Annotated in this window: 26 protein-coding genes and 1 tRNA gene; 5 read left to right on the forward strand and 22 right to left on the reverse strand. The window is 36.1% G+C overall.

What is annotated here, in order from left to right:
• Positions 1 to 243 precede the first annotated feature (243 nt).
• The 7 genes from EV203_RS11105 to EV203_RS11135 all read right to left on the reverse strand — a co-directional run bounded on the left by EV203_RS11105 (position 244) and on the right by EV203_RS11135 (position 7,531).
• Complete coding sequence (locus tag EV203_RS11105) at positions 244 to 1,074, reverse strand: two-component system regulatory protein YycI (protein WP_132040670.1); 831 nt, start codon at positions 1,072 to 1,074, stop codon at positions 244 to 246.
• A gap of 2 nt (positions 1,075 to 1,076) precedes the next feature.
• Complete coding sequence (locus EV203_RS11110; RefSeq protein WP_132040672.1) at positions 1,077 to 2,297, reverse strand: hypothetical protein; 1,221 nt, start codon at positions 2,295 to 2,297, stop codon at positions 1,077 to 1,079.
• A gap of 13 nt (positions 2,298 to 2,310) precedes the next feature.
• A complete protein-coding gene (locus tag EV203_RS11115) occupies positions 2,311 to 2,706 on the reverse strand; it encodes a hypothetical protein (protein WP_011026679.1) in 396 nt (131 codons plus the stop codon).
• Between the two features lie 80 nt (positions 2,707 to 2,786).
• On the reverse strand, positions 2,787 to 4,502 hold the full coding sequence (locus EV203_RS11120) for an ATP-binding protein (RefSeq protein ID WP_031314318.1): 1,716 nt from the start codon (positions 4,500 to 4,502) through the stop codon (positions 2,787 to 2,789).
• Complete coding sequence (locus EV203_RS11125; RefSeq protein ID WP_132040674.1) at positions 4,486 to 5,181, reverse strand: response regulator; 696 nt, start codon at positions 5,179 to 5,181, stop codon at positions 4,486 to 4,488. Before EV203_RS11125 ends, EV203_RS11120 begins: the two co-directional genes overlap by 17 nt.
• A gap of 57 nt (positions 5,182 to 5,238) precedes the next feature.
• Positions 5,239 to 6,042 (reverse strand): gluzincin family metallopeptidase, encoded by an 804-nt coding sequence (locus tag EV203_RS11130; RefSeq protein ID WP_132040676.1) that lies wholly within the window; start codon positions 6,040 to 6,042, stop codon positions 5,239 to 5,241.
• A 139-nt stretch (positions 6,043 to 6,181) separates the two neighbouring features.
• Positions 6,182 to 7,531: a M23 family metallopeptidase gene (locus EV203_RS11135; RefSeq protein ID WP_046159959.1), complete on the reverse strand. Its 1,350-nt coding sequence runs from the start codon at positions 7,529 to 7,531 to the stop codon at positions 6,182 to 6,184.
• A 186-nt stretch (positions 7,532 to 7,717) separates the two neighbouring features.
• Here EV203_RS11135 and EV203_RS11140 point away from each other — a divergent pair, with 186 nt between their 5' ends.
• Both EV203_RS11140 and EV203_RS11145 read left to right on the forward strand, forming a co-directional pair.
• On the forward strand, positions 7,718 to 8,692 hold the full coding sequence (locus tag EV203_RS11140; protein ID WP_132040678.1) for a DnaD domain protein: 975 nt from the start codon (positions 7,718 to 7,720) through the stop codon (positions 8,690 to 8,692).
• A complete protein-coding gene (locus EV203_RS11145) occupies positions 8,685 to 9,668 on the forward strand; it encodes an ATP-binding protein (protein ID WP_009611260.1) in 984 nt (327 codons plus the stop codon). The genes EV203_RS11140 and EV203_RS11145 overlap by 8 nt, the downstream gene beginning before the upstream one ends.
• Here EV203_RS11145 and EV203_RS11150 read toward each other — a convergent pair.
• From EV203_RS11150 to EV203_RS11165, 4 genes are all read right to left on the reverse strand, one after another.
• Positions 9,665 to 11,104, reverse strand: a complete 1,440-nt coding sequence (locus EV203_RS11150; protein ID WP_132040680.1) for a M1 family metallopeptidase — start codon at positions 11,102 to 11,104, stop codon at positions 9,665 to 9,667. The genes EV203_RS11145 and EV203_RS11150 overlap by 4 nt on opposite strands.
• Positions 11,105 to 11,201: 97 nt before the next feature.
• Positions 11,202 to 12,446, reverse strand: a complete 1,245-nt coding sequence (locus tag EV203_RS11155; protein ID WP_132040682.1) for a DUF1015 domain-containing protein — start codon at positions 12,444 to 12,446, stop codon at positions 11,202 to 11,204.
• 410 nt (positions 12,447 to 12,856) lie between these two features.
• Entirely contained in the window at positions 12,857 to 14,068 is a 1,212-nt protein-coding gene (locus EV203_RS11160) for a tyrosine-type recombinase/integrase (protein WP_012268865.1), read from the reverse strand.
• A gap of 133 nt (positions 14,069 to 14,201) precedes the next feature.
• Positions 14,202 to 14,564, reverse strand: a complete 363-nt coding sequence (locus EV203_RS11165; protein ID WP_132040684.1) for a DUF6075 family protein — start codon at positions 14,562 to 14,564, stop codon at positions 14,202 to 14,204.
• Positions 14,565 to 14,803: 239 nt separating this feature from the next.
• Here EV203_RS11165 and EV203_RS11170 point away from each other — a divergent pair, with 239 nt between their 5' ends.
• Positions 14,804 to 14,974 (forward strand): helix-turn-helix domain-containing protein, encoded by a 171-nt coding sequence (locus EV203_RS11170; RefSeq protein ID WP_003867858.1) that lies wholly within the window; start codon positions 14,804 to 14,806, stop codon positions 14,972 to 14,974.
• A 1,183-nt stretch (positions 14,975 to 16,157) separates the two neighbouring features.
• Here EV203_RS11170 and EV203_RS11175 read toward each other — a convergent pair.
• The 10 genes from EV203_RS11175 to EV203_RS11220 all read right to left on the reverse strand — a co-directional run bounded on the left by EV203_RS11175 (position 16,158) and on the right by EV203_RS11220 (position 23,790).
• A complete protein-coding gene (locus EV203_RS11175; RefSeq protein ID WP_012268862.1) occupies positions 16,158 to 16,577 on the reverse strand; it encodes a hypothetical protein in 420 nt (139 codons plus the stop codon).
• A gap of 253 nt (positions 16,578 to 16,830) precedes the next feature.
• The gene (locus EV203_RS11180; RefSeq protein WP_132040686.1) at positions 16,831 to 18,219 is read right to left on the reverse strand and encodes a DUF3987 domain-containing protein; all 1,389 of its coding nucleotides are present in this window, start codon (positions 18,217 to 18,219) and stop codon (positions 16,831 to 16,833) included.
• Positions 18,195 to 18,806, reverse strand: a complete 612-nt coding sequence (locus tag EV203_RS11185) for a CHC2 zinc finger domain-containing protein (protein WP_132040698.1) — start codon at positions 18,804 to 18,806, stop codon at positions 18,195 to 18,197. The genes EV203_RS11180 and EV203_RS11185 overlap by 25 nt, the downstream gene beginning before the upstream one ends.
• Complete coding sequence (locus tag EV203_RS11190; protein ID WP_132040688.1) at positions 18,799 to 18,999, reverse strand: hypothetical protein; 201 nt, start codon at positions 18,997 to 18,999, stop codon at positions 18,799 to 18,801. The genes EV203_RS11185 and EV203_RS11190 overlap by 8 nt, the downstream gene beginning before the upstream one ends.
• A gap of 202 nt (positions 19,000 to 19,201) precedes the next feature.
• Complete coding sequence (locus EV203_RS11195; protein WP_132040690.1) at positions 19,202 to 19,405, reverse strand: helix-turn-helix domain-containing protein; 204 nt, start codon at positions 19,403 to 19,405, stop codon at positions 19,202 to 19,204.
• A 95-nt stretch (positions 19,406 to 19,500) separates the two neighbouring features.
• A complete protein-coding gene (locus EV203_RS11200; RefSeq protein ID WP_243700687.1) occupies positions 19,501 to 20,343 on the reverse strand; it encodes a hypothetical protein in 843 nt (280 codons plus the stop codon).
• A gap of 265 nt (positions 20,344 to 20,608) precedes the next feature.
• Positions 20,609 to 20,684 (reverse strand) — tRNA-Thr (locus EV203_RS11205).
• A gap of 73 nt (positions 20,685 to 20,757) precedes the next feature.
• Positions 20,758 to 22,044: an adenylosuccinate synthase gene (locus tag EV203_RS11210; RefSeq protein WP_132040692.1), complete on the reverse strand. Its 1,287-nt coding sequence runs from the start codon at positions 22,042 to 22,044 to the stop codon at positions 20,758 to 20,760.
• A gap of 17 nt (positions 22,045 to 22,061) precedes the next feature.
• Positions 22,062 to 23,444, reverse strand: coding sequence for an NAD(P)/FAD-dependent oxidoreductase (locus EV203_RS11215; protein WP_132040694.1), 1,383 nt, complete (start codon positions 23,442 to 23,444; stop codon positions 22,062 to 22,064).
• A 175-nt stretch (positions 23,445 to 23,619) separates the two neighbouring features.
• The gene (locus tag EV203_RS11220; protein ID WP_011026690.1) at positions 23,620 to 23,790 is read right to left on the reverse strand and encodes a XapX domain-containing protein; all 171 of its coding nucleotides are present in this window, start codon (positions 23,788 to 23,790) and stop codon (positions 23,620 to 23,622) included.
• A gap of 171 nt (positions 23,791 to 23,961) precedes the next feature.
• Here EV203_RS11220 and EV203_RS11225 point away from each other — a divergent pair, with 171 nt between their 5' ends.
• Positions 23,962 to 24,699: a gamma-glutamyl-gamma-aminobutyrate hydrolase family protein gene (locus tag EV203_RS11225; RefSeq protein ID WP_011026691.1), complete on the forward strand. Its 738-nt coding sequence runs from the start codon at positions 23,962 to 23,964 to the stop codon at positions 24,697 to 24,699.
• Between the two features lie 181 nt (positions 24,700 to 24,880).
• Here EV203_RS11225 and EV203_RS11230 read toward each other — a convergent pair whose 3' ends face one another.
• Positions 24,881 to 25,288 (reverse strand): NAD(P)/FAD-dependent oxidoreductase, encoded by a 408-nt coding sequence (locus EV203_RS11230; RefSeq protein WP_243700688.1) that lies wholly within the window; start codon positions 25,286 to 25,288, stop codon positions 24,881 to 24,883.
• Positions 25,289 to 25,554: 266 nt separating this feature from the next.
• Between EV203_RS11230 and EV203_RS11235 the strand changes: the two genes are divergently transcribed.
• A partial coding sequence (locus tag EV203_RS11235; RefSeq protein ID WP_132040696.1) for an IS1634 family transposase occupies positions 25,555 to 26,478 on the forward strand: 924 nt, incomplete at its 3' end.

The following is a 26,478-nucleotide window of genomic DNA, read 5'->3' on the forward strand; positions in this document are numbered from 1 at the left end:
TCATAGCCACCAGCTTTAGTTATTTTGAGAAACATATGGCATCACCTTTATGTTAGTTTATTACATTATACTACAAAAAGTGAATATAGTCAAGTATTATGGCAATAATTAGGAGTAAAATTGTCCCTACAGTTTTGAAAAATTTTTTAACCCTAAAAACAAAAAACCCTTGAAAATCAAGGGTCTGATATTTTTTACCAGCCTAAAAATGGCCTCCAACTGACAAAGTCGAGAAAAAGGGGATTATTCCCCTCTTTCCAAATTGCCTGTATAGGCGTTTATATAGTAAATACCCTCATTAGATACTATTTTCCACACGGGCACAGCTTCTCCTTTTGAGGCATTAGGCCAGTTAAAATAATATCCCAGCTTTACATCCTCTATTTTGACAACAGCTTTTTCTGGTTTTATCTCCACAAGCTTTAAAACAGCAAAAATTGCATCTACTATTTCCTTCTTGTCCTTCTCAGGAATCACAGACTCAAACCATTTTTTATAAACTGTAAACTCATCACCAGAAATATCTGCTTTGATGAAACTGTCGTCAACAAAATATCCATTGTAAAACTGCCTGTACTCTATAGTGACTCCTTTGCTTTTCCTCTCTATTTTCACTATCTGTCCGTCTTTTTCCTTCAAAAAATGCTGTTTTAAAAAATCTTCAATGTATCTCTCTTTATCAGAAGAAGTCATGTTTAAAAATTTATCACTTTTCTCTTGAAAGAAAAAGCTAAAATGCCCTATTTTTATTGTAGTACTATCAAATTCAAAAACAGTCTCTCCGCTATTTTCATATTTCCTGTAATCCTTACTTTTTATAAAATGGTCCAATACGAACTTATCGTCAAAAACTTCTCTCTTTACCTTTACAAGAGGCATAGGAGGAGCTTTTTCAGGAAGAGATATAGACAAAAAAATATTATTTTCCTCAAGCACCCTCTCTATAGCAGCGAAATCTTTAGAAGAAAGCTTTGACATCTGAGGTTCATGGGTTTTCACGACTACAGCGTAAAGAAGAAGGTTTAAAAATATAAAAGTCACTATCATTATCGTCTTTGCTTTAGACCAATTCATATTCATTCCCCAATGCTAAGTAATTTTCCGTTCAACATGTTTATGAAGACACTCCCTTTTTCGAACTCCATCTTTATTGAAGGTATGAAATGGCCATTCATGTATATATATCCAATCCTAAAGGCTTGAAACGCCCCTTTGTTTTTAGAAATTTTTAGCCCAGCATTGAAAAGATTCCTCATTTTCTCAGGGGAAAAAGTTATCTTGCCTTTCTCTTCCACGTTAAGGTATAAAATTCGCGCTGATTTCACACTTCCATTTGAGACAGTCACTTCTATTGGATGGAAATCGCGCTTATCAAACCAGATAGGAAAGTCGAAAGAGTACCCAAAGAAAAAGGAAACCTGGCCATTGTCTTCTTTTACATCTGCCAAATAAAAATTTCTCCAGTTTAGCCCCAGTCTTTCTAAAAACTCCGCAGATTTTACAAAATCGAGTTTACCATCAGAAGAGGATTCTATAGATGTGCTGTAAAATTCAATGCACCCGTCTTCAAAAATTTTTAAACTCTTCATCCCATCCGTGTAGACAATCTTGCCATTGTCTTCCGTAACTTTTCTCACTATAGAGATATTAGTAAAAATTTTATCCAACAAAATCTGGTCCAGTTCTTTAATCATAGTTTTATTGTGTATATTAGGCATAGAAACCGCAGTCAAAGGTGTGCCATATACAGAATCACATACTGTCGCGTCCTCAGTTGAAAGGGGCTTTAAATCTTTTATGCTTTCATAGGAAAATACATACCTTTTGTTACTGTACACATCTTCAAAAACCATCTGATTTTGCTTAAAATCAACCAAAACCTGATTTATTCTGGCGTTGTCATCAAGCTTTCTAATTACACTTTCTCTAGTGAGAATCTGCTTTAGGACACCCTTATTCCATCCCTTTTCTATTACAAATTTAATTCCCTCAAAAGTTAAAGAGTTTCCAGAATCCTTTTTTCCTTCTAAAGTGAACTTTATTTCCTTCTCTTTGTTTAAAAACTCCACAACCTGCCTCCACAGATAATCTACACTGGCTAAATAAGTTTTTCCACCTTCAATTAAAAATGCGTATTGAGGCCTTATTATACGAAAAAGGTCCACTTCTGAATTCGTGGACTTTTTACTTTCAAGAGACATTTCTTTCTGAGGGAAGGATATCCATAAGGTGTAGGTCAAATAAACGCTCACTCCGACAAGGCACAAAAGCACTATAGACTTTATTTTCTCCCTCATAAGTTAAGCCCTCTTATTTCAATAATGACTTTATCAGTTCTTCAATAGCTGTTATGGTGATCTGCCATATGCCGTCTTTCTTGGTCAATATGACTTTGCCTTTTATTATTTGCACCTGGTCCCCTTTGTAAGCCTTTAATAAGAGCGTATTTTCCCCCGGATTCAAAATGACAAGCCTCGCAAAAACTGCTGACTCATCTATTACCCATTTGTCATTTAAATTGTCATTTAAAATAAGCTCTACAGTGGTGTTAGGTTGTCCATTTCCTGAGACTATAAAGTACTTGTTATTCGTCTTTACATTGTCAATATCTGTCTTTAATACTATGAGGTTTGCTGCATAGGCTGATGAAACAGATAAGGCAAGCATAAGCAAAACTGCTACAGCAAATGCGATTACTTTTTTCAAGGATATCCCTCCTTTTCCTCTACATGTACGATTATATACCACTATTATTACAGCAATGTTACAGCAATATTAAATTACGATTACGAATTTTTAGAATAAGGTAACTGTACTGTCACTACTGTGCCTTTTCCCAGCTCGCTCTCTATCTTCACTTTCCCCTTGTGAAGCTCTACTATCTGTTTCACAATTGAAAGCCCCAATCCCGTTCCTCCCAATTCTCTAGACCTCGCTTTGTCCACTCTGTAAAATCTCTCGAATATGCGCGGAAGGTCCTCTTTTGGAATGCCTATTCCGTTATCTTTCACAGTGAAAGTAACTCCTTCTTCATCGTAAGCCGTAGAGATTTCTATGACTCCCCCCTCAGGAGTATATTTTATAGCATTGTTTATTATGTTCATTGCCATCTGCTCAACCTTATCCTTATCCACATTTACCTTTTGTAGCGTCTCGCTCAAATTTAGTATGACATTATGTCCTTTTTTGGTAGCTTCAATAGATAGGCTGTTTACCACATTTTTTACTATTTCGTTAAAATCACAAGGTTCCAGTTTCAAACTGTTCTCTTCCGAATCCATCTTTGACAGAAGCAAAAGGTCCTTTACTAGGCGAGTCATTCTATCTGTCTCTGTTTCTATTATTCGTAAAAACTTCTTTGAATATTCTGTGTCCACATCGTTGTAAAGAAGAGTTTCTACATAACTTTTTATAGTAGCAAGAGGAGTCCTCAACTCATGGGAGACGTTCGCTACAAATTCTTTCCTCATCTGGTCTAATTTGTGCTGCTCTGTAATATCGTGCATTACATACACATAGCCTTCTACTTGATTGTTAATTTTAACAGAAGCCGCATTAATCATTAACACCCTGTTGTCGCAGGTCATAGGGATGGGATTTTCTGCTTCTTTTAAAGGAAGCACTTCTTCTACAGGCATACCTAAACTCAACTTTTTATTTAGCATCTTCTCAGCTGCTTCATTGTAGTGGATTATATTGCCATTTGCGTCAGCCGCCACAACCCCGTCTTTCATGAATTTGATGATAGCTTCTATTTTATTCTTTTCCCCTTGTATGTCATTTAAAGTTTCCTTCAAACGAGAAGAGAGGAAATTAAACATCTCTCCCAATTTTCCTATTTCATCGTCGGACTTTACATTTATTTTTATGTCAAAATCCCCTTCTGCCATCCTTTGAGCATACTTTGTCACTTCTTTTATAGGGTCTGCTATGGTTTTTGAAAGAATATAGCCTAATATCATAGTAATTATAAGTGCAAACAAAGTAGCACTTGCTAAAATCAAGTTGACATCCCATAAAGTATCATATATGCCTTTTAAAGAGCCGATTAAATACACAACTCCACTTACTTTTCCCTCACTGTTGTAAATTGGCATAGCAAAGCTTTTAATAGTGCTATTAGAGTAATAGTCCTTTGTGAGCTCACTTCCCATCTCACCCGAAAGAGCTTTTGCAATAGCGGGTGTCATCATCTTCCCTGTATCTCCTGTGGAGCTTGCCAGGATATTCCCGTGGCTGTCCAAGATGTAAACGTACTTTATGTTGGAATTAGGCCCCATGTACATGTTTATTACACTTTTCAAGCTCTTTATGTCCATGTTGTCCTTTAAAGTAAAAGAAATACCCTTTGCCTGCGCCTCAAGGTAGTTGTCAAAATTGTTTAAATGATAGTTTTCCAGGGATTTATAGAGATAAATCCATATAATTTCCATTGCAACCAAGATCAGCAAACTGTATAATAATATTATCTTCCACTGGATGCTCTTAAATCGGCTTTTCATCGCTAAAATAGTAACCAACCCCTCTTTTTGTGTGTATGAATTTTGGGTTGCTCGGGTCATCTTCTATTTTTTCTCTCAATCGCCTTATGGTGACGTCCACCGTTCTAATATCGCCAAAATATTCGTAACCCCACACTTTTTCTAAAAGAGCCTCTCTTGAAAAGACCAGCCCTTTGTTTAAAACGAGAAATCTCAAAAGCTCGAATTCTCGGGAGGTTAACTCTATCTCTTTGTTGTTCTTCTCCACTTTGTACTTTAAGATGTCGATCTTCAAATTCTTTATTCGTATAATATGATTCTGCTCGCTGCCATTGAAACTTACCCGCCTCAAATTCGCTTTAACGCGAGCTATGAGCTCCCTCATTGAAAAAGGCTTTGTGATATAGTCATCAGCTCCCAATTCCAGTCCCAATACTTTATCTACTTCCTCCTCTTTTGCAGTAAGCATCAAAATTGGAACTGTCATGGACTGCCGCAAAGTCTTTAAAACAGTAAAACCGTCCATTTTAGGAAGCATCACATCCAATATTATGAGGTCAGGGTTTTGTTCTTTTGCCATCTTTACTGCCTCTTCGCCGTCGTATGCTTCAAAAGTTATGTAACCTTCTTTTTCTAAATTGTACTTTATTATGTCCACAAGCGGTTTTTCATCGTCCACAATCAAAATCTTGTCACTCATTTTTCACGCCTCCTTATTTTATAGAGCTAAAGCAAGAAGAGAATACTCTTCTTGCTTTTATTTTATAGAATCTATAAAATTTTTAAGAGTATCTCCTGTGACTTTGTAAAAACTTTCCTCAAGGCTTAAGCCTTCCCCCAAATATTTAATAATTTCTCTTATACTTTCCATACCATACTTGTAAGACATAGCTTTTAATATTTCAAAAGACCTTTTATACGCCAAAACTTCATCTAGTTCATTGAATTTATAGTTCAACTCTTCTAAAGAGTAAGGCTTCCCTTTAAGCCCTTCCCCCCATGAAACTCCATTTTCTCGATACTCCTCCAAAAGAGCAATACCTTCTGTAAACCACACAGGGCAGCTACCTTTTGCTACCTCATCTACTATAAAATGTGCAAATTCGTGCACTATAGGTCCTTCTCTTTCAAAAATTTCTGGAAGATTATCTTCATCTCCAATCCATAAAGAGGGAGATTGTATGCTTATTACTCCATTAAGATAAAGCCCCATTGCTGTTGTGCCCTTTGCCAGCGAAAAATCCCTATTCATTTTATCGGCATCACTGTACATCACAATTAGCACTTTTTCACGGGGAACATATCCCAAGTCTTCTGTTACGCCTTTAAAATGTCTTTCTGCTATGTCAAGCACAAGAGAAGTGTATTTTTCATCCCGAGGAGTGTATTTTAAGATGAAATGCTCACTCTCTGCAGTTTTGAAATCTTTTACACTTCTTATAAGCTTAGCTTTACCCACATCCTTCACATAAGGGTAAAAAGTAGCATTTACATTGTTGAAAAATAGCACTGAAAAAACAAAAATGATTCCTATTATAGATACTAAAATCTTTTTATTCATGCTGTATCACCCCAAAAAATCAAAATATGTACTAACTCAATGAGTGATACAGCCCATACTATAACCTTTCATTTTGTATTATAGCATTCATATCCAAAGGGGGCAAGTTCATTCAAAAAGAAAAAAGCCCAATTCGGGCTTATCTTCCTAAAAAGCGCATCGGGTCAATTGGCACGCCATTTTTTCTCACCTCAAAATGCACATGAGGCCCTGTAGCATGGCCTGTCGCTCCTACCAGTGCGATTTTTTGCCCTTTTTCAACCTTGTCCCCAACTTTCACCAAAAGCTTACTGGCATGCCCGTAATAGGTCACATACCCATTGTGATGGTCAATCTTAACAAGATATCCGTAACCGCTCTCCCAACCGGCAAAAATCACTGTTCCGCCATCTGAAGCATAAATCGGGCTCCCATATCGTGCTGCTATATCAACCCCTGTGTGAAAACCTCCCCATCTAGGACCAAATCTCGAGGTTATAGTACCCCTAGCTGGATAGCTAAAATAACCCGTAGCTACGTAAGAGACTCTCCTTGAACCAACTGCTACTACTTTAGAAACGGGCTCTTTTAGCACTCTTTCTTCTTTTATATCCCTCTTTACTTCAACTCCATTGTGACTTATCACTACCGCTTTTATCTCTTTTAACCCCTTTTCCCCTTCCACTAGAACCTTTGATTGGTTAACAAAAAGTTTATCATCTTTTGTAAATTTAGTATTAAAAGGAATTTCTTCTTTGTAAGTTACCTCTTTTTCTGTAACAACTGTGACCAAGGGGACTTCTTTTGAAAGATATATAATCTGCCCAGGCTTTAAATTCTCAGTAAGCCCAGGATTCAGCTTCAATATGTCCTGTATGTACATGTCATGCTCTCTCGCTATACTCCAGAGGCTGTCATTTTCCTTTACCTCATATGTAACTGCCTCTTTCAGAGGCTTTCTCAATATTTCTAAAGCCTCTTTTTCCTCAACCAACTTTGTAGGAGATATGTACTTACTTTTTATCTTTATTTCTTCCTTAAAATAGATTTTGTCTGCATCTTTTTTATACTCGCTCTTTAAATCCTCTAGAGTTTTGTAAGCTTCTTCTTTTGACTTTAAAAATGCAACCGGCTTTCCATTGACCTCTATGGCATAAGCCTTGCAGGTAAGGCTCAGAATCTTTTTCAAGCTAGCCTCTATTTCCCTAGCATCTTTGACTCTTTCACCTGAAACCCTAATCCTTTCAAAGCTTATCTCTTGGTCAAAGACCACATCACCCCATTTTTGCATCTCTTCTTTTTTGATTTCTTCTACTGCCCTTTTTACCCCTTCAACATCTCTTGTGACGCCAATACTTACTCCATCTACCAGCACGTTATAGGCAAATCCATTTTCATATACCACAAAAGCCAGTCCTAAAAAAAGGGCAAATAAAAAAGCTATAAGGTTTTTCTGGTACTCTTTTAAAAAGAGCAAAAACTTATAGCTTTCGCTCCCCACTTTCCCCATCCTTTCTTCATCTAATCGTTTTAATTATACCACACTTTTTCCAAAAAGCAAAATTTTATTTCCTTCTTTTATTTTATGCTGTAGTTTAGACTAATATTCTTTCTCAAACATGCCGATAAATATGTTAAATTCTTTTCAATTGAAGAGGACATCCCCCTATGCTATAATATATTCGAGGTGGGGAGAATGAGCGTTTTTAAATTTTTGGGTGAAAATGACGATTGGGGAAGCACTCCTCTCAGCAACTACTTCATAAACCATTTCATGTTGGATGCTCCGGGCGAATATGTGAAGGTATACATATTAGGCCTTAAGTATTGCTTCTACGGCAATCAAATTCCCTTAAAAGAACTGGCAGACAAGCTCTTCATGTCAGACTTAGAAATTGATAAAGCTTTAAAATACTGGGAAAAGTCTGGCCTTGTGAAGTTAAAATACATAGACGGAGAATACACAGTAGAGTATCTCCCTGTAGTTCCCCCATCTTCCAACGGCCATTCTCTCTCCCTTTACGACCCTCAAGTAAAGCAGGCTTTTGAAGCAATAGAGCTTACACTTGGAAGGCCTTTAACTCCAACAGAAATGGAAACTTATTTAAGCTGGGTAGACGAATACGGCTTTTCTCTGGAAGTCATAACAATGCTTGTAAGCTACTGCGCTTCAAAAAACAAAACCTCTTTAAAATACATGGAAAAAGTCGCTATAGCATGGCATGACGCTGGTCTTAAAACTGCTTTAGATGTAGAAGAATACCTTAAAGCAGAAAGCAGGAGATGGCAGGATTACAAAAGGATATTAAAAGCGCTGGGCATGAAGGAAGAAGAGCCAACAGAAGTACAGAGAGAAATGATGGACAGGTGGATGGATGAGCTAGGATTTGATGTGGATATGATAATAAAAGCTGGCGAAGAATGTATCGCGAAGCTAAATGAACCAAGCTTTCCATATATAAATAAGATTTTGATAAACTGGTTCAATGAAGGAATAAGAAGTGTAGAAGACCTAGAAAGCAAAAAGTCTTCTTCTAAAAAGAAAACAGCTGCTACTTCTGCCTTTAAAGCCCCAAAGAATTACTTTAACAGCTATTCCCAGAGGACTTATGACATAGAGGATTTGGAAAAAAAGCTTTTAGCTCATTCTAGAGGTGAATTAAATGAATGAAAATATAATTCATGAGATACTTAAAGAGTATGAAATGAAAAGAGATAAGGCAGAGAGAGAAGCCCTTCTAAGAAGAAACCGACTGTACAAAGAAATACCCGAACTTGAAAAAATAGATGACAAGATAAAAGAGATAGGCATTCAAATAACTCAGGCGATATTCAAAGAACCAGAAAAAGGCAAAGAATTGTTGAACTCCCTGAGAGAAAAATTAAATTTTTTAAAAAAAAAGAAAACAGAAATACTAAAATCTCATGGGTATCCTGAAGACTATTTGGAGCCAAAATACGAGTGCAACATATGCAAAGACACAGGCTATGTAAATGGAAAGCGCTGCAAATGTTTTAATCAAAAGCTCATAAATATCTACTACAAGCAGTCCAGCATAGCAGAAATTCTCCAGAAAGAAAACTTCTCCAACTTTAACTTTGAATATTATTCAGATAAACCCTACGGGGACAAGCCCTCTCCCCGCGCCAATATGAGAACCATAGTGGAATTTGCCTTAAACTTCATCAAACACTTTGACACCATTGAAGAAAGCCTCTTTTTCTACGGCAATTCAGGATTGGGTAAAACTTTTCTCGCCAACTGTATAGCAAAAGAGCTTCTAGACAGAGGAAAAAGCGTAATTTACAGAACTGCTCCCGACTTAATTGAAGGCTTAAGGATAAACAAGCTAAACCCTGACAGCGAAGTTTACAATGAATATCTGGAACTTCTGAAGGAGTGTGACCTTTTAATAATAGACGATTTGGGAACAGAGCCAATAACAGCTTTCAGCCTTCAAGAATTTTTCAACATCTTAAACACAAGACTTCTGCTAGGAAAAAAATTTATAATTTCTACTAATCTGCCTTTATCAGAAATAATGGCTATATACCCGGAAAGAATTTATTCGCGCATCTTTGGTCATTTCAAGCTTCTCAACTTTTACGGAGAGGACATAAGGTTAAAGAAAAAGATGATAATCTAATAAAACCATGACTGGAAAAATCCCCCTGTATCTTTTCCTGTTACGCTGTCCACTACGTCAATCAGATCTTGCGTAGTGGCAATTTTGTATTTGTACTTTTCGTAGTAGGTCTGTAACATTTTCTTGAAGTCTTCATCACCTATTAATTTTCTTAAATTGTAAAACACCATTGCTCCTTTGTTGTAAGCTATATTTGTATATTCTTTCCATTCTTTAAAATCAGCCAGAGTTTTTGCAAAAGAAGTATCTGCGCTGTTATTTACAAACTTATTAAACCCTCCCTCAATTACAAGCCTGTATATCTCCTCTGCTGTAGCCTTTCCGTAGTATCTCTCTATGTAAAGGAGAGTGGTGTATTCTGTGAGCCCTTCATCCAGCCACGATTCCCTTATCTGGTTGTTTCCAACTAATGCATACCACCACTGATGAGCTGTTTCGTGAGCGATAACATATTCGAGGTTGAAAAGATTAGCCTTATTGTACAAATCTTTAGATATCATCACAAGCTGCGGATATTCCATTCCTCCCATGTAAAAATCAGTCTCTACCACAGAATATTCTTTGTAAGGATATTTGCCAATGTAGTCATTGTAAAACTTAATGGCATCAGAGGCGAACTTCAAAACCTTATCTCCATACCCTTCTGTAAAATAGTAAGACTTCACCTTTATCCCGTCCACCACTTGCTCTATCACTTTGAACTTATCGCTCATGACAATTGCGAAATCTCTCACCTTATGAGCCTCAATCACCAGTTTTTTAGAACCCTTTTCCACTTTTTGCTCTTTCTCTTCCCCTGTACAAGCAACTACAAACTTTTCTGGAACAGTCAACTCTACCTTGTAATCGGCTATGTCACTGTAAAATGGGTCGCCGAAAATATAATACGGGTCGTTATTCCATCCGTTCTTGTCGTAAACTGAGAGAATGGGATACCAGTTTCCCAATTGAACAGTATTTTTGCCGTACCCAAATCTGCTCCTTGCGGGAGGAAGCTTCACCTTATACTGCATCTTTATATTGACAGATTCTCCTTTTTTAATCTCTCTAGGCAATGTCAATCTCAAAATCTCATCATTGGGCTCTTCCAGAGTGTATACAGCAGGAAGGCCGTTTATCGTGACCTTTTCAATCTCAATGAAACCGGGAGCAAAGCCTTCAGGATAAACAAAAGGAAGTTCTTCCTTTGTAAATGGGAGATTTTCTTCAGACTTGAAAGCGTTGGGATAGAGGTGAAAGCAAATCTCTTTAAGGGAAGCACCAGTTGTGTTTACATATCTGACTGTTTGAACAGCTTCTACTGTTTTGCTTCCATCGTCATATTTTGCCTCAATGAGATATGTAGTCATTCCCTTATCAGGAAGCGCAAAATACACAAATAAAACAGCTATAACTACTGCTAAAAGCCCCAAAAGCAATTTTTTCTTGACATCCATAATACCAGCTCCCCTAAATTATCCTCACATTATATATTAGTTAAGGGAAGCCCACATTAGAACAACTTTAATAAAAAAATAAAGTGCCAAAAAGCACTCAGTCAATTTCATGGACAAAAATACCGCTTCTCAATTTGGGTTCAAACCAGGTGGATTTTGGAGGCATTATTCCGCCAAAGTCCGCTACAGCAAAAATTTCTTCAATAGAAGTGGGGTACAGAGAAAAAGCTACTGCCATCCCTTTATTTACTTTTTCTTCTAACTCTTTTGTCCCTCTTATACCACCAACAAACTCTATCCTCTTATCTGTCCTGGGATTTTCTATCCCTAAAATGGGCTTTAACAAGTTATCCTGTAAAATTGAAACATCTAGACATCCAATAGGGTCTGAAGAGTCAAAAGTTCCTTCCTTTGCTTTAATCTTATACCATTTTCCCTTTAAATACATTCCAAAAGTATGCTTTTCTTTTGGTTCAAATGGAGTTACCCCTACTTCTTCTAATGTAAATTTTTCTTTAACTTTTTGTATAAACCCCTCTTCAGAATACCCGTTTAAATCTCTTACTACTCTGTTATAAGGCATTATGTAGAGTTCATCGTGAGGGACAATTACAGCTAGAAAATAGTTAAATCCCTCTTTTCCAGAGTAATTCTTAAGACTCTCTCTTCTTCTCAATCCCAGTGCAACAGATGCCGCTGCTCTGTGGTGCCCATCAGCTATGTAGAGAACGGGTATTTCTTTAAAAATTTCTGTAATTTCTTTCATCACTTCCACATCCTCAATTACCCACACAGAGTGACTCACACCATCTTCAGAGGTAAAGTCATAAACAGGCGTTTTTCTTTCAATCCACATTTTTAGCAAATTTTTTAATCTTTCATCTGCCTTATATGCCAAAAACACAGGACTTGTGTGCGCATCGCAATAATCCATATGCTTTACCCTGTCCTCTTCTTTTTCTGAAAGAGTGTGTTCGTGCCTTTTCACAACTCCATTCAAATAATCGTCAATAGACACAAGGGCGACAAGTCCTGTCTGTACTCTATCACCCATTCTCTCTCGATATATGTAATAGCACTCTTTTCCGTCCTTTATCAAAATTTTCTTCTCTTTCATTTTCATAAAGTTTTCTCTAGCTTTCTGATAAACCGCCTCGTTGTAAGGGTCTATGTTTTCTTCTAAGTCTATTTCTGCTCTTTCCACATGCAAGAAAGAATATGGATTATCTTTAGCCAACTTTTCTGCTTCTTCTCTTGATAAAACGTCATAAGGCGGCGAAGAAACTCTTTCTGCCAACTCCGGCAAAGGCCTCAATGCCATAAAAGGTCGCACTACAGCCACTTTTCCCATCCTTTCTATTTAATTTATTTTTATTTTAACATATCGCTTTATAAATGTGAAACAATAAAGTTAAGGAAATATATGACGTTTGCAAAATGTTTGCAAATAAAACAAAAAGGCAGCGGTCTTAAATTGTCAACCAAAGTGTCAACCGCCGCCTTAAGTCTTGCAATATTGAGCCTTCAAAAGCTTTGAAAATAATAAAAAAATGGAGCTGGCGAAAGGACTCGAACCTTCAACCTGCTGATTACAAGTCCCATAACAGCTACTTTTGTTGATGTTCTTTTAGGTGTTACAAGTCCTTACAACCTGCATGTATTAAGGATTTCAGCCATTTGTAATATTATGTTAAATTGCTTGAGATTCATTAAGTTTTTTTCAGTTCGCAATCAACTCGCAATCAAAAAAAATTAACTTCCAAATAGCATTTGTTTTAACTTTTGTGTAGCCTCTTCCTGCATAGTAGGTAAAACATGGCTATAAGTATCAAGTGTTAATGTTATATTCGCATGTCCCAATCTTTCACTTACTACTTTAGGATTTTCACCTGCTAATAAAAGAAGTGTAGCGCATGTATGCCTTAAATCATAAAGTCTTATATTTGGTAATCCTGCGTTTTTTAGAAGAGGTTTAAAATATTGATAATTAATATTTGCAAGGTCAAGAGGTCTTCCTGTTTCAGTAGCAAATACAAGTCCATAATCGACATATACCTTTGGGTCTTTCAATTTTTCTTCCCATTCTTCTGGTTTAAATTTATTCTTATCCTTATCATAATTGATATATTCTTTTGCCTTAAGCTTTTCCTTTGACTGTTGTTTCCTATGCTCCTTTAAGTCATTCATAACTTCTCTTGGTAAAGGAATTGTTCTTCTGCTTTGTGGTGTCTTTGGTTCTTTTAATTGCCAATTGTTTTTTACTCTGGTCAAAGTCCTTTGTACTGCAATACGATTATTTTTCCAGTCTATATCTTCCCATTTAAGGCCTAAGGCTTCACTTGGTCTCATACCACTTATAAGTAGCAATTCAAATAATATCCCCCATCTGTTATAAACACAAGCTTCTAAAAACTTTTTAGCCTGTTCTGGCGTTAAAACTTTCATCTCTTTTTTTGCCTGCTTCGGCAATGTAGTTCCATCACACGGGTTATATCTTAACATCTGCCACTTAATAGCTTGCTTTAATGCTTCATTTAAAACTGTATGTGTATATCTTATAGTTCTTGCTGATAGGCCCTGCTCTAACATATTATTGTACATATTTTGTATTATTAAAGGTGTTAATTTTAAAAGCTTATAGTTCCCAATAGCAGGATTGATATACAATCTTATCTTTTGTTCATAATCGTTGTAAGTTTTGAGTGCTAAAGAGGATTTTTTTGTCTCAAGCCATTTTTTAAGATAATCCTTAACCGTAATATTAGTTTCATCTATTGGCAATGTCCCTGTATCATACTCTACTATTTTTTTGGCTAAATATTTTTGTGCTTCTGCTTTGTTTTTACATTCGATTGTTTCAATATAGTATTTCCTTTTTCCATTACCATCAGTACCAATATAAAAGCTTATCTTATACTTCTTTCCCTTAATTATTTCTTTCACTGACCCTCTTTGTCTTGCCATAACATAACCTCCTTGAAATAGACCTATTTTATAATGCTCGTTTCACATCTTTTATACTAAAGCCTTCTTCACCTTGAATTAACCTCTTTTTGTTATTTAAGGGAAGGGAGCTGCAAAATTGCAACCCCTTTTATCAACTGTAAATCCTTTCTACAATGCCTGCCAATGCCAATAAAAAGGAATCTTTGCTCAGTCCCGAAAACACCTCTAAAGGTGTTATTTTGTAGTTGTTATAAAGATTAAATGCCAATGCAATTAGTTTTCTATCTTCATTTGTCCATTCGCCATCATCTAAACATTCTGGTTTTATTGTGTGGTCTTTAAAATCGTAAATCTTATCAATGTTTTGATAGAGACTATCTTTCCCTGATAGAATATGAAACAAAGCAATCCTCTCTTTGTCCTGTAGATGTGTTTTATCCCTCTCTAAGAGGTTAGATAACTGTTTTAAATGGTCTTCCTCAATTTCAAGCTTTACATATGCCTTAGAAGACATAAATCTTCTCTCCTTTCAACTTTAATCAATTTGGTTAATGTTCTTCTTCTGCTTTGTACGAATTTCGTACGAAACTCTTCTTTTAACTTTCCTCATATAACTTAATAAATTTAAACATATTTTATTAAGTTATATTATAATGTAATATAACGACCATGTCAATTTATTTTAATATACTTTGTTAGTTTTTATTGATATAAATTATATCCTGTGCTATTATTGTAAAAGAGGTGATTATCATGGAAGAATACTTTACAGTAAAAGAAGTATCTGAAAAGCTAAAGCTAAATACTATGACTATTTATAAATGGATTAAACAAGGGAAAATTAGAGCTATTAAGCTTGGTGATACATGGCGAATATCTGAAAGTGAATTAAATCGGATATTGAATGAAAACAAAAACGTATAAGTGTTTTATAATCTATTATGACTTATTGTAACTTATTATACTAAATTGCTATTTCGTATAATTATACTACTTTAAAGTGGTAAATTAGCCTTTTCCAAAAAAACAGTAAAACCTGCGAATATGTGTTCACTACCCCGCCTGCCGGTTCCTGCTATGAAAATATACAAGATTTTATACCCCCTACTCCCTCAAAGCCTTATATCTCAAGCCTTACGCCATTTTTAAAAGCCTCTGTTTTGTGAAATTTTGTGAAGTCCTTAAAATCACCATGCCTTTTTAAAAGGCTAACGTTAGTAAACATTTTTTAACCTTCTGTAACTGCTAAAGCCTTGAAATACAAGGCTTCCATCATGTTTAAAAAAGCCTTTTTTGTTCCATTTTGTTGCATTATGCCCTTTTTTATAGCGTCATAAAAGTCATTTTTTTATAGCGTTTAAAAAGTTGCGCTCCTTTTGTGCTCCTAATTCGCTCATTTATGCTTTAGCCTCTCAAAAGCCCAAAATTGCCCTACAATCGCTTTTAAACGTCAAGGCAATAGTTTTATACGTCCTCTTTTTTTAGTGCTGAAAAATCTGCAAAATGTCCGAAAATGTCCGCTTACACCCTCTTTTTTATAGCGTCCGAAAAGTCAAAAAATGCTTCTATGACAAAGCTTACAAAACTTAATCTATAGCCTACTACAAAGCCTATAAAGGACACATTTTTTTGATTTACTTTGACACCTTACCCCTTTTCCTCTCCTTTTTGTCGCCTTTTTGTCTTCTTTTTGTCGCTTCTCCCTCAATTTACTGCTCTAAAACCGCTGTTTTACTGCTCTTTTTAAACCGCTTCTACTCCTTTTCTGCAACTCTTTTGCAACCTTTTTGCTACTCTTTTGCTCTCTTTTTGCTCTTCTTTAAAGCTTAAGTTTCCTTAAGTCCCAACTGCTTTTTTGTGGTGGTTCGGTTCGCTTCTTGACATTTAAACGTTAGCATTTGTTAGCATTTTAGCCCCCCTCGTGTGAAATACCTTTCTCAGGTCTTTGAATGTCAGCCGCTCGGTCTTCACCTTTCCTTCAAAAAAACAAGTAGGGGGGTATTTATTGTATTATTCCCCTTCTATAAGATAAAGGGAATTTTGTGCACGCTAAACTATGCCCGCCGGTTCTCAAGAAGGTTATATAAAATTTCTTTATACCCCTACCCTATAAATTTTTACTAACTATCTTATATGCCTTTATCTCTTCGTCCCAATAGATAGTATAAATATCTACCTCATATTTTTTAGCCATTTCTTTAGCCTTTTTATATGCCTCTTCTATTTCTGCGAATACACTATATAGCTCTGCTACACCTTCATATAATTTACTAATACTCTTTTCCCTAAAGGCTTGATTAACCTTTTCCATAGCTTCATTATGTTTTTGATTAAGTGTAGGATTATGTTTTTCAATCCATGTAATAGCTCCATAACTGCCATTTTCATAATACTTTTTTGCTAATTCTTCTACTTTTTCTTTAAGGTAGTTATAAGCTTTATCTTCATCCCATTTTTGTTTTTGTTCCCATGCTTTTTTAACTTTATTTAAAATATTCTTATCTTCCCAATAAGATTTAGCTTCCATTTTTACACCTCCTTCGCTTAATGTTTTTTATTTTATTACGTTCAAAAAGGTAATTAAGGTCAAAAAGCCTAACCATACGCATTGTAGCCATTACAAAAAGTAAACAAAAAGGTTCAAAAAGATTTTTATTAAAAGGGCTAATACTAACAAATATAAAGTTTTTGACTTAATGTTACTTATTGTTTTCTTTTTGTTTTAGCATTAAACCCTTACTACAAGCCTTTTTGACCTTTTTGTGCTTTTTGACTTAATACTATTTTTGTTCATTAAGTTCCCATACTGTTTTAGGCCTGCCTTTAGTAGGTATACTTCCCCCACTGATTAACCCTTTAGCTGAAAGTCTCTGCAAAGTGTCTTTTATTCTTATTGCTGGTATTTTTCTATTAAAGACATTTACAAAAATCTCTGTTTGTGTCATAGGACCTCTTTTTAATGCTTCAATTATCTTATCTTGTACCTCGTCCCCTGTACTGTCGCCAAAAACAAACTCTATCGATTGTTCGCTTCTCTGCCATATTGCAATAGCCCCTTCTATATGCTCCTTTCTTATGACCTTTGATTTATCTAATATCGCATAAATCAATGATAATCTTAAAACTTGTGCTTCTGCTCTACTTGTAATAGCTCCAATCACTCCATCTTTACCCTCTGTTAAAATTGGATATGCTTCTTTCCAAAATTCCGTTGCTTCATCATCTCTGCGTATTTCGCCTTTATTTTCTCTTGCCCATCTAAACACATTAACTAACTTTTGTATAATTTCGTTATAGATTGTATCTGGTATAACTGGACCTTCTGGCAATAGCTTGCTTCTTCTTACACATTGCCATATAAATCTGTTCGCAAATCCGTTAAATAATTCTACGTCCCTTAAGTGGTTCCTTAACTCTTCTACTGTAATATGGCCAATAATTGATACATGGGGTCCAGTTACAATTGCAGGATTGTTTTTGCTTAAAGATTGTATCTTATACCCATCCCATGCTTGCCTAATAATAGGTGATAATACGTTCCCTTCCCGTTGCATTCTTTTTAAAATAGTAGCGAATTCACTCTCTGTAACTAAAAGCCTTTTGTCTTCTACCCCTAAGTCCACTATCTCTTTCACAAACTCGCCTGTCTTTTTATCCTTGATATAATCCTCTCTTTTATCCCTTATAGCCCAAATCAAACCTTCACCACTTGCTAATCCCTCTACGTTCTTAGTTTTTATATATTCTTCATCTATCCTCTTAAAAACCTCTCTAACTGGTCCTAAAGAAGTCCCTTTCCTTGCTTTTGCAGTATCACCTATTAGCAATGTGAAAATGTTTGTACCATGTGTATCTGCTGCTACTTTGGTATATATGTTTTTACCTATATAATTGCCTATCGTTGTTAAAAAACTCATTAGAATGGCTACGTTATCGGCCTCTGTATATGGTTCAATAGCTCCTACAATTTCCCCTATAAGGCCATGATAAGCCGCTTCTGGCAAATCCTCTGGCCATGGTATAGCTTCCTGTACATCCTCTACTTCTTCACTCTGTATATTTTCCTTCTGTTGTGGTACAATAGTATTAAGGAATTGTTCGGCTTTGGTTAACTGTCTTTCTTGCTTGAATTTTTTTATTGCTTCTATAACTTCTTGCTTAGTTTCCATTGTTTAACCTCCTCCACTACAAAAAGTTTATCTTGAATATTTCCCTCAAGAAGTAGGTCTAACCAGTAATTAATTAGGTCTTGATTATGGCAAGCTTCCGCAAATTCGGGTAATTCAAGGTCTTTAGGGTCGTTTATGACCTGTTTTATTTTTGTGTATAAATGGTTTAATTCACATAGATAATCATAAGTCTCGTCAACTGCCTTTAAAAAGTCATTATAAAGCTTGTCTTCTTCCTGTTTTTGCTTTATACGTTGCTGTATTTTTTTCTTTTCTTTTTTGGTTAATCGCTTTTCTTCAGGAAGAGGTACATTAAAATCCTCCGCTAACCTATAAACCGCTTCTAATGGTTCAAGGTTAAAATATCTCGCTACAAAATCTATAACGTCTCCATGTGCTCCACAACCAAAGCAATAAAAGGATTCTTCATAGATTGCCAATGAAGGGTTCTTATCATTATGAAATGGACACTTAATCCAATGGTACCTCCCCCTTTTAATAGGGTGCAGGCCATAATATTCTATAGCCTGCACTAAAGGAATGCTATCTTTAATTAGAGTAAATTTATCGATAGCGCTATTAATCATCTTTAACACCTTCGATTAAAATATCATTAGCTATCTCATGCTTTTTTGCATTTCCTTTGATTGTAGAAGGCCTTTTACCTAACCTATAAGGATATAAAGGGCAATCCTTTATAGGACAAAGTTCAACTTCCTTATATTGATAATTGCTACATTCCAAACATTTCTTTCTAATTGCCTTCAAAGGTGTTAGCATAATTATGCCTCCCTTCCTACGTGCCTATTAAAAGGTATAAATATATGCCTTAACTATTTGCCTTAAAAAAACGGTAACTATCTTATGACTTTTTACGAATTACAAGGCTTTCGATATCTTCTTTTAAGGCTTTAACGTCTTTTAACGCCTGTAGGATTAAGACTAAGCAAATAATACAAGTGATTATACTTATTAGCATTCCTTATTCAGCCTCCCTTTTCCAACCGCCGGGATATCCTTGCCCGCCATTATCAATCCATTCCTGTAACTTGTCTGGGTCTACTCTTAATTGTCTTCCGATTCGTACTACTGGTAGCAGCCCTTCTCTTGCTAAGGCATAGACCCTATCCACCTTTAGGTCAAGTATTCTTGCTACCTCCGGTAATCTCAATAACTTTTTATCCATAATAAAAACACCTCCTATATTCTCTACTTCAATAGTAGAATATAGGAGGCATTCATTGAAGGAATTAGACTTTTTTTATCTAATTCAAGTGATATTTATCTGTAACCATCTCTTAAAGGCAGTTCTATAAGCTGAGATATTTTTTTAACGTTTTTATAAATATTGCTTTCTTCATAAAATTTGCCTGTCCTTTGAGATATAAATTCAGTTATTTTAGGCAATTCCCAACCTTTTATCTGATACAATACAAACCATTCAAAATGTTCAACTTGACGTTTTTCTATACTTTTTGTATAATTCATTTCCTGCGCTTTTATTCTACATTTTTCAATGTATTTATTAAGGTATTCATTAAACTTCGTTCGGACCTTTTCCTTAAATTGTTTTTCTGTTTCGAACGCTATATCCCATTTAAATTTTTCCGAGAATTCAAATAAGGGTAAACCCAACCCCCAAAATACGACACCTCTATATTGCCATTCTTCATAAATTTTATTGCCCACATATGGCGATAATCGATACCAATGTCCCATAGTTTCAATTGCAGTTTCTAATATCCAACTGCAATTAATATTATATCGTTCTGCCCATTTAATTAATTCATCCTTAAGTGGTATTAAATCTGGATAAAATTCATCTGTTAATTCATTAATATAATGGTTTATTGCATCCTCTATATCTTTATCATTCCATGCAAGTATTGTAAATTCATTTTTCTTATTTTTATACTTGTTTAATCTTGAAATATAATTTGTTTGTACTTTTTTCGCTTCTTCTATCTCTATAATCAATTGCCTATAAATAGGATAAACGTTATTATAAAGTGTATGTAATATTTCTGGCATTTCTTTTTTTATAGTATTCAAAAATATATTTCGTGCATTTTCTTTTGATATTATGTTATCTTGCGGTTCCATTTCACCATATGCTAAATTCATTGCAAACATCCTCCTTGCTTTCCCATGCAAGGACAGGATATAATATACATGGTCGTGTATAATTCTTGGTCCTTGCCATGGGTTATTTTTTTATCTAAATAAATCTTATAATATATTATACCATATATACACATCTAAAACTATATTAAACACTATATATAGTATATTAAAAAGTAGCTGTTTTTCAAGATTTCAACTCGCAATCAACTCGCAATCAAAAAAGGGTATCGACTTTTTATCGATACCCTTAAACCTGCTCAAATACTGGAGCTGGCGAAAGGACTTGAACCTTCAACCTGCTGATTACAAGTCAGCTGCTCTACCTATTGAGCTACGCCAGCACCTTTTTACCTATTAAATTCTCCTGACAGTTATATATTATACTTACCCGAGGGTATAATGTCAAGCTTTTTATCAAAAATTCCTCAAAACGATAGTCTCTTCTCTTTCGGGACCTACAGAAATTATGCTAAATTCCACTCCTACGAGTTCTTCCAACCTTTTTACATATTTTTTCGCATTCAAAGGTAAGTCTTCAAAGCTTCTCACATCCTGTATATTCTCACTCCAGCCCTCCATTTCTTCGTATATGGGTTCACACATTTTCAATTCTTCGAGGCTTGCCGGGAAATCCTCAATAATCTTTCCGTTAATTTTGTACCCTGTGCATATTTTTATTTTTTCAAGTCCTGTCAGAGTATCTAGTTTTGTGAGAGCAAGGCTCGTTATGCCAGAGACTCTGACAGCATATCTTAGCATTACAATATCTATCCATCCGCACCTTCTAGGTCTTCCAGTAGTTGTCCCATATTCATAGCCTTTTTCTCTCAAAAAATCTCCAATTTCATCTTTAAGTTCTGTAGGAAAAGGTCCCTTTCCTACCCTCGTAGTATACGCTTTGACAACACCTATCACATTGTCAATCATCGTAGGACCTATACCCGCTCCTACAGTAGCTCCTCCAGCCACAGGATGAGAAGCCGTAACATAGGGATAAGTACCAAAATCCAAGTCTAGAAGAGTCCCCTGGGCCCCTTCAAACAAGATTTTTTTACCTTCCTTTGCTAAATTGTAAAGCAGAACAGAAGTATCAGTCACATAAGGTCTCAACCTTTCTGCATACTCCCTGTAAGTTTCAAAGATTTGCTCGAAATCAAATCCCTCTTCACCGTAAATATCTTTAAAAATTTTATTTTTTCTCTCTAGATTCTTTTTAAGCTTCTCCCTGAAAACCTCGGCATTCATAAGGTCACACATTCTTATGCCTATTCTCTCTGTCTTATCCCTATAGCAAGGCCCTATTCCTTTTTTTGTAGTCCCTAAGTCCTCATCGCCCTTTCCTTTTTCTTCTAGTTCATCTTCTTTTATGTGATAGGGAAAAACTACATGGGCTCTATCGCTGATTTTTAAATTATCCTCTTTCACTTCCACTCCTTTAGCTTTTAAATCCTCAATCTCCTTCAAAAGAGCCGAAGGGTCAACTACTACCCCATTGCCAATTACACATATTTTGTCAGGGTATAGTATTCCAGAAGGAATGAGATGAAGCTTATACTGAACACCATCTTTTTCTACAGTATGCCCTGCATTATTGCCTCCTTGGTACCTCACCACCACTTCTGACCTCTCTGCAAGATAATCCGTTATCTTCCCTTTTCCTTCATCGCCCCATTGAGCGCCCACAATCACAGTAACAGACATATTTATTTCTCCTTCCTTTATTTGACTCTCTCCAAGATCTCCCTTGCCACAACAACCCCTGAAACTGAAGCCTGAGCTAAGCCTCTCGTTATGCCAGCTCCATCCCCTGCAGCGAATAAATTGCGTATCTGTGTCTCTAATTTATCTGTAAGCTCTACTCTGGAAGAATAAAACTTCACTTCAACGCCGTACAAAAGCGTATGCTTTGAATAAACTCCTGGCGAAACTTTATCAAGGGCTTGAAGCATTTCAATTATTGACTGTAAAAATCTGTAAGGAAGTACAAGGCTCAGATCTCCTGGAGTAGCATCTTTTAAGGTAGGTTCCACGAGTCCTCTTTCTATCCTTTTAGGAGTAGAACGCCTTCCTGACAGCAAATCTCCAAGCCTCTGGATTATAACTCCATCTCCCAGCATATTGGCAAGTTCCGCAATGTACCTTCCGTATTCTATGGGCCTGTTGAAAGGCTCTGTAAATTCTTTGCTCACAAGTATGGCAAAATTAGTATTTTCTGTCTTTATGTCCTTATAGCTGTGTCCATTCACTGTCTTTATCCCGTCGTGATTTTCTACAACTACCATCCCGTAAGGATTCATGCAAAAAGTTCTCACTCTATCGTCAAAAGATTTAGAATGGTAAATAAATTTGGATTCGTAAACCACATCGGTTATATCTTCCATCACCACAGCCGGGATTTCCACTCTCACTCCAATGTCCACTGCATTATTTTTCGTCTTGATTCCCAACCTATCGGCTTCTTTCTTAAACCATTTAGCTCCTTCTCTCCCAGGCGCCACCACTATATACTCTCCATAGTATTCCTCACCTTTCTCTGTCACAACCCCAACAGCCTGGCCGTCCTTTACAATTATCTCTTCTACTATGGTATCTGTCATTATATCTATTCTCTCAACCAGATAGTCTCTCATGTTCTTTATTATCTCAAAACTTTTATCTGTACCTAAATGCTTTATCACAGCAGGAATTAACTTCAAATCTGCTGCCTGAGCCCTCTTTTCTATCTCTCTTATCTTCTCTCTATCTGTACCGTGGACTTCAGTAGTAGCACCAAATCTCACGTATATGCTGTCTACATAGTTTATAAGCTCGTTAAGCTTCGATTTTGGCATGTATTCATCCAAAACTCCACCAAATTCAGAAGTAAGAGTCAGCTTTCCATCACTAAAAGCCCCCGCTCCTCCTATTCCAGACGTTATAGCGCAGGGTTTGCAGTCAAGGCATTTTGTCCCATAGGTATTCATCGGGCACACTCTTTTGTGTATATCTTTCCCTTTCTCAAGCAGCAATATATTTAAATTTTCTTTTTTATTAACGAGCTCAAGTGCAGTAAAAAGTCCTGCAGGTCCGCCTCCTACAATTATCACATCGTATCTTTTCATCTTATCTACCTCTTTCTTGCAAATTCACAAAGAAACCCGTAATCTATATTATCAAAAATTACGCTATAAATCAATTAAAAATGCGAATTTTTATAGGAAATTTCAAATAAAAGTTCGTGATTATTTTGGAAAAAACTAAAAGACAGGTTCATAACCTGCCTTAAATTGCAAATCATCACCTGCCAATCAATTTGATTATATATTCCATCAACCGCCCTCCCAGGTAAATGCCTATCACCCCAGCAATTCCCGGCAAAACACTGGGAGCCGGAATGGGCAACCTGAAAAATGAAAATATAAGACCTACAGCCATTCCCGTAACTAAAGCGAGCAATGTCTCCTTCACACTAACACCCCTCTTTTACTTTTATTATTTCCAGATAAAACCCTTTTAATCCTCATATAATTATACCACAATTTTAACTTGTTGTCAGACATCTAACCATCTCTTATTAATTTTTTAAAGTACAAAATATGGTATAATAATAACTGACCAATAAAGAACAGGGGGAGAAACATGAATAAACCTATCATAGGTATTGTGGGAAACATAAGCTATGAGACTGAGGGAGTGATGATCGGAGAAGAAAGAATTTATGTAATGAGACCTTATGTAGAATCAGTTCTAAAAGCCGGGGGCGTGCCTGTAGTTTTACCTATAGTCTTGGACAAAGACACACTAAAAAAACAGGTGGAAAAAGTAGATGGAATTTTAATAACTGGAGGACAAGATGTAAATCCCCTACTTTACAACGAAGAACCCATTGAAAAACAGGGTGGAATTACTCCTGACAGGGACTGGTACGATATTGAAGTCATAAAGTACGCTTATTCACTTAAAAAACCCATTCTGGGAATATGCAGAGGCATTCAAGTGATGAACGTAGCTTTAGGAGGGACTTTATATCAAGACATATCTCAAATCCCTACAGCTTACATAAAGCATTCTCAAAGAGCAAAGCCCGATTTACCCACCCATACGGTAGAAATAAAAGAAGGAAGCAGGCTGTATAATATCTTGGGCAAAACCATTGCAGTGAACAGCTTTCACCATCAGGCAGTAAAAGAGGTGGCAGAGGGCTTCAAAATAGTAGCCCAATCCAAAGATGGAGTTATAGAAGCAATTGAGCTTGAAAAAGAGGACTATTTTGTGGTGGGAGTTCAGTGGCATCCGGAGCTTATGGCTTACAAAGGAAATGAAAAAATGCTGGAGATATTTAAACAACTTGTAAAGGCCTGCCTCAAGAACGAATAAGTGTCCTATGGCATCCTCGGAACAGTAGCCTCTGGACTCATTCCTATTCTGCTCCCTCCTTACTTCCTGTCTGCCATCCATAGAACCTCCATGCCTTCTCTATCCACTTCATAGCTACCACCCCTCAATTAACCCTAATTATCAAAAAAGGCCTTACCCAAAAGCGGTAAGACCTTTTCTTTTATCCCCTCTGCGCTACAGTTGATGCCTGTTGCAACGGATCCCACACAGAATTGTATGGAGGAGCATACGCAAGGTCCAAAGCTTGCAACTCGTCAATAGTCATTTCATGGAACAAAGCAGTAGCCAAAACGTCTATTCTCTTGTCAACTCCTCCTAGTCCCCCTGCTATTTGTCCTCCCAGAAGTTTTCTGTTATCCTTGTGGTAGCAGAGCTTTATCGTAAGAATTTCGTCTTCCCATGGATAGTAATGGCTTACAGGCCTTGCTTTTATTAAAACTACCTGATAAGGTATGCCTAAAGCTTCGCAGTCTCTTTCTCCAAGACCACTTCTCGCTATAGTCCTGTCAAAAACCTTGACAATAGCCGTTCCTACCACTCCTGCAAATTTCGCATCTCCGCCTGCCATATTTATTCCTGCAATTCTTCCCTGTTTATTAGCAGTGGTCCCCAGTGGTATGTAATCCGGTGCATTTTCTCGACTTTGTCAGTTGGAGGCCATTTTTAGGCTGGTAAAAAATATCAAACCCTTGATTTTCAAGGGTTTTTTGTTTTTAGGGTTAAAAAATTTTTCAAAACTGTAGGGACAATTTTTCTCCTAATTATTGCCATAACACTTGACTATATTCACTTTTTGTAGTATAATGTAATAAACTAACATAAAGGTGATGCCATATGTTTCTCAAAATAACTAAAGCTGGTGGCTATGAGTATGCCAAAATTGTCCATAATTATCGCGAAAATGGTAAAATAAAACAAAAAGTCTTGCTTAATCTCGGTAGAATTGATGAACTTAAAAATGACCCTTCTTTCATTAATCTTGTAGATAAATTGCAAAAAATATTTTTAAGCTCTAGCGAAGAGACAGGTTCGATCAAGTTTTCTCCAGAAGATGTTTCAGAAGGGATTATTAAAAACTGGGGATATATTGTGTATAGGAAACTTTGGGAAGAACTTGAGATAGGTAAATTTCTCAAACAGTATAGCTCCCAAAATTCCAAGATAAAGTTTGACATTGATAAAGTGGCATTTTTAATGACAGCACAGAGATTAATTCAGCCAGTAAGCAAACTTCAAACGTACTACCGCAAAAACAAATACTTTGGATTTGAAGAAGATATTGATTTAAATCAGCTGTACAGGGGATTAGATATTCTGGCCCAGATAAAAGAGGATTTGGAGCTATATCTTTATCACAAGAATAGAGATTTATTTAACATGGTAGTTGATGTTGTTTTTTATGATGTGACAACATTTTACTTTGAAAGTATTAAGCAAGATGATTTAAGGGATTTTGGATTTAGCAAGGATAACAAGGTAAATGAGGTACAAGTAGTAATGGGCATGCTTGTAGATAAAGAAGGAAGACCAGTTGGATATGAACTGTTTCCAGGAGATACTGTTGACAGCAAGACCATGATAGAAATTTTGAGGAAACTGAAAGATAAATTTTGCATAGACCAGGTAATAATAGTTGCGGACAAAGGCCTTAACAGTAAACTTAATTTAAAGCTGATAAAAGAAGCGGGATACGACTACATTGTGGCAAGCAGACTGAAAAACATGAGTAAAGAGATTTTAGATAGAGTATTTGATGAA

Origin of the sequence: Caldanaerobacter subterraneus, assembly GCF_004345675.1 — a bacterium.
Classification (GTDB): Bacteria; Bacillota; Thermoanaerobacteria; order Thermoanaerobacterales; family Thermoanaerobacteraceae; genus Thermoanaerobacter; species Thermoanaerobacter subterraneus.

Bases quoted from the DNA above. Each gene is read 5' to 3' on its own strand.
- EV203_RS11105 (WP_132040670.1), bottom strand. From the start codon at position 1,074: ATGAATTGGTCTAAAGCAAAGACGATAATGATAGTGACTTTTATATTT.
- EV203_RS11110 (WP_132040672.1), bottom strand. From the start codon at position 2,297: ATGAGGGAGAAAATAAAGTCTATAGTGCTTTTGTGCCTTGTCGGAGTG.
- EV203_RS11120 (WP_031314318.1), bottom strand. From the start codon at position 4,502: ATGAAAAGCCGATTTAAGAGCATCCAGTGGAAGATAATATTATTATAC.
- EV203_RS11125 (WP_132040674.1), bottom strand. From the start codon at position 5,181: ATGAGTGACAAGATTTTGATTGTGGACGATGAAAAACCGCTTGTGGAC.
- EV203_RS11130 (WP_132040676.1), bottom strand. From the start codon at position 6,042: ATGAATAAAAAGATTTTAGTATCTATAATAGGAATCATTTTTGTTTTT.
- EV203_RS11135 (WP_046159959.1), bottom strand. From the start codon at position 7,531: ATGGGGAAAGTGGGGAGCGAAAGCTATAAGTTTTTGCTCTTTTTAAAA.
- EV203_RS11140 (WP_132040678.1), top strand. From the start codon at position 7,718: ATGAGCGTTTTTAAATTTTTGGGTGAAAATGACGATTGGGGAAGCACT.
- EV203_RS11145 (WP_009611260.1), top strand. From the start codon at position 8,685: ATGAATGAAAATATAATTCATGAGATACTTAAAGAGTATGAAATGAAA.
- EV203_RS11150 (WP_132040680.1), bottom strand. From the start codon at position 11,104: ATGGATGTCAAGAAAAAATTGCTTTTGGGGCTTTTAGCAGTAGTTATA.
- EV203_RS11160 (WP_012268865.1), bottom strand. From the start codon at position 14,068: ATGGCAAGACAAAGAGGGTCAGTGAAAGAAATAATTAAGGGAAAGAAG.
- EV203_RS11165 (WP_132040684.1), bottom strand. From the start codon at position 14,564: ATGTCTTCTAAGGCATATGTAAAGCTTGAAATTGAGGAAGACCATTTA.
- EV203_RS11170 (WP_003867858.1), top strand. From the start codon at position 14,804: ATGGAAGAATACTTTACAGTAAAAGAAGTATCTGAAAAGCTAAAGCTA.
- EV203_RS11175 (WP_012268862.1), bottom strand. From the start codon at position 16,577: ATGGAAGCTAAATCTTATTGGGAAGATAAGAATATTTTAAATAAAGTT.
- EV203_RS11180 (WP_132040686.1), bottom strand. From the start codon at position 18,219: ATGGAAACTAAGCAAGAAGTTATAGAAGCAATAAAAAAATTCAAGCAA.
- EV203_RS11185 (WP_132040698.1), bottom strand. From the start codon at position 18,806: ATGATTAATAGCGCTATCGATAAATTTACTCTAATTAAAGATAGCATT.
- EV203_RS11190 (WP_132040688.1), bottom strand. From the start codon at position 18,999: ATGCTAACACCTTTGAAGGCAATTAGAAAGAAATGTTTGGAATGTAGC.
- EV203_RS11195 (WP_132040690.1), bottom strand. From the start codon at position 19,405: ATGGATAAAAAGTTATTGAGATTACCGGAGGTAGCAAGAATACTTGAC.
- EV203_RS11200 (WP_243700687.1), bottom strand. From the start codon at position 20,343: ATGAATTTAGCATATGGTGAAATGGAACCGCAAGATAACATAATATCA.
- EV203_RS11210 (WP_132040692.1), bottom strand. From the start codon at position 22,044: ATGTCTGTTACTGTGATTGTGGGCGCTCAATGGGGCGATGAAGGAAAA.
- EV203_RS11215 (WP_132040694.1), bottom strand. From the start codon at position 23,444: ATGAAAAGATACGATGTGATAATTGTAGGAGGCGGACCTGCAGGACTT.
- EV203_RS11225 (WP_011026691.1), top strand. From the start codon at position 23,962: ATGAATAAACCTATCATAGGTATTGTGGGAAACATAAGCTATGAGACT.
- EV203_RS11230 (WP_243700688.1), bottom strand. From the start codon at position 25,288: ATGGCAGGCGGAGATGCGAAATTTGCAGGAGTGGTAGGAACGGCTATT.